Below are 1,430 nucleotides of genomic sequence, written 5' to 3' on the forward strand. Positions count from 1 at the left end.
CTAATTGGCTAGTATGGAACCGGTATTGAACCGGGCTCATGCCTGCCAATTTTTGCTTTATGCGCTTGTTATTATAATAATTGATATATTCTTCAATTCTCTTTTTTAATTCTTCATACGAGCACAGTGCTTCCCCATAATACATTTCTTGTTTTAGTAATCCGAAAAAATTCTCCATTGGCGAATTATCTAAGCAGTTTCCTTTACGAGACATACTCTGAAACACCTTGTTTTTCTTGAGGGTTTTCACCCATCTATTATGTTGATAATGCCACCCTTGATCAGAATGTACAGTAGTTCTATACTTTGAATCTTTTACTATTTCTAATGCTTCTTCGAGGGGGGTAAGAGCTAATTATAAGGTTGGACGCATACCTATCCCAAAAGATAGAATTTCACCATTAAACATATCCATTTGGATTTAAATATAGCTTTATACCATCTGTACACTTGAATTCTGTAATATCTGTCGTTAGTTTTTGATGACACACATTTGTTTGAAAACGACGATTGATAAGGTTCTTTGCAACAGTTCCAGTTGTACCCTTGTAAGAACTGTACTTGCGTGATTTTAATCTGAATTTATCCCCCTTGAGCCCAAGCTTATTCATGATGCGTTGCACCTTCTTATGATTCACTTCATACCCACGATTTTCTAATTCTAATTGAATACGACGATAACCATAATTTCCATTGTGTTCTTTGAAAATGGATTGAATAAGTTCCTCCAACTCCTGGTCTGGATTTTCTTTATTCATCATTTTCATATGATAATGGTAGGAGGATTCAGGAATGCCGACTATTTGTAGAATATCTTTCAGTTTGAAGGTTTCTTTGAGTTCGAATGATAACGCTGCTTGTGCTTTTCTAGATAGCCCTCCGGATCCATCTGAAAAGCTCGTAACTTTTTTAAGTATGCTACCTCTAAACGTAGAAGTTCGTTTTCTCTTTCCAACTTTTGTTCATATGTCATTTCTTTTGGTTCCGTGCTTTTTTTGTTCTTTTCTTTATCAGACATAGGAGGCCGTCCTTTAAGTTTATTCAGGCCTTCAACGCCCCCCTCATGAAATGCTTTCTTCCATGAAGCTATCAAGGGAGGATTCGTTAACCCAAAATGGAGGGCTGTTTCCGTTTCAGAAGAACCTGTTCTCATCATAAAGCTTAATACATCATGCTTGAATTGAACAGAATAAGTTTCCTTATGTTTCTTCCTCATTAACCCTTCAGCTCCGAAATTCTCGTATACTTTAACCCACCTCTTAAGTTGAGCGATGCTTTTCATCCCATACTTCTCAGCTAAAGGGTTATATCCCAATTTACCCTCTTGATATTCTCTTACTAACATTACCTTGAATTTTCCACCATATTTTGCCATAAAAAAACACACCCCGAAAGCTAGATTTCACTCTAACTTTCGGGGTGCACCTCAA

Annotated in this window: 3 protein-coding genes; all 3 read right to left on the reverse strand. The window is 36.7% G+C overall.

Features of this window, described 5'->3' with window-relative positions:
- Positions 1-214: IS3 family transposase (locus CHI06_RS28940; protein ID WP_142301050.1), on the reverse strand; the 214-nt coding region annotated here is incomplete at its 3' end.
- 187 nt (positions 215-401) lie between these two features.
- Positions 402-761 (reverse strand): IS3 family transposase, encoded by a 360-nt coding sequence (locus CHI06_RS28945; RefSeq protein ID WP_179292833.1) that lies wholly within the window; start codon positions 759-761, stop codon positions 402-404.
- Between the two features lie 56 nt (positions 762-817).
- The gene (locus CHI06_RS28950; RefSeq protein ID WP_095252071.1) at positions 818-1,375 is read right to left on the reverse strand and encodes a helix-turn-helix domain-containing protein; all 558 of its coding nucleotides are present in this window, start codon (positions 1,373-1,375) and stop codon (positions 818-820) included.
- Positions 1,376-1,430: the final 55 nt, after the last annotated feature.

The organism is Bacillus sp. 7884-1 (assembly GCF_002272245.1).
Lineage (GTDB): Bacteria > Bacillota > Bacilli > Bacillales > Cytobacillaceae > Neobacillus.

Excerpts from the sequence above, each read along its gene's own strand:
- CHI06_RS28945 (WP_179292833.1), bottom strand. The coding sequence starts at position 761 with ATGATGAATAAAGAAAATCCAGACCAGGAGTTGGAGGAACTTATTCAA.
- CHI06_RS28950 (WP_095252071.1), bottom strand. The coding sequence starts at position 1,375 with ATGGCAAAATATGGTGGAAAATTCAAGGTAATGTTAGTAAGAGAATAT.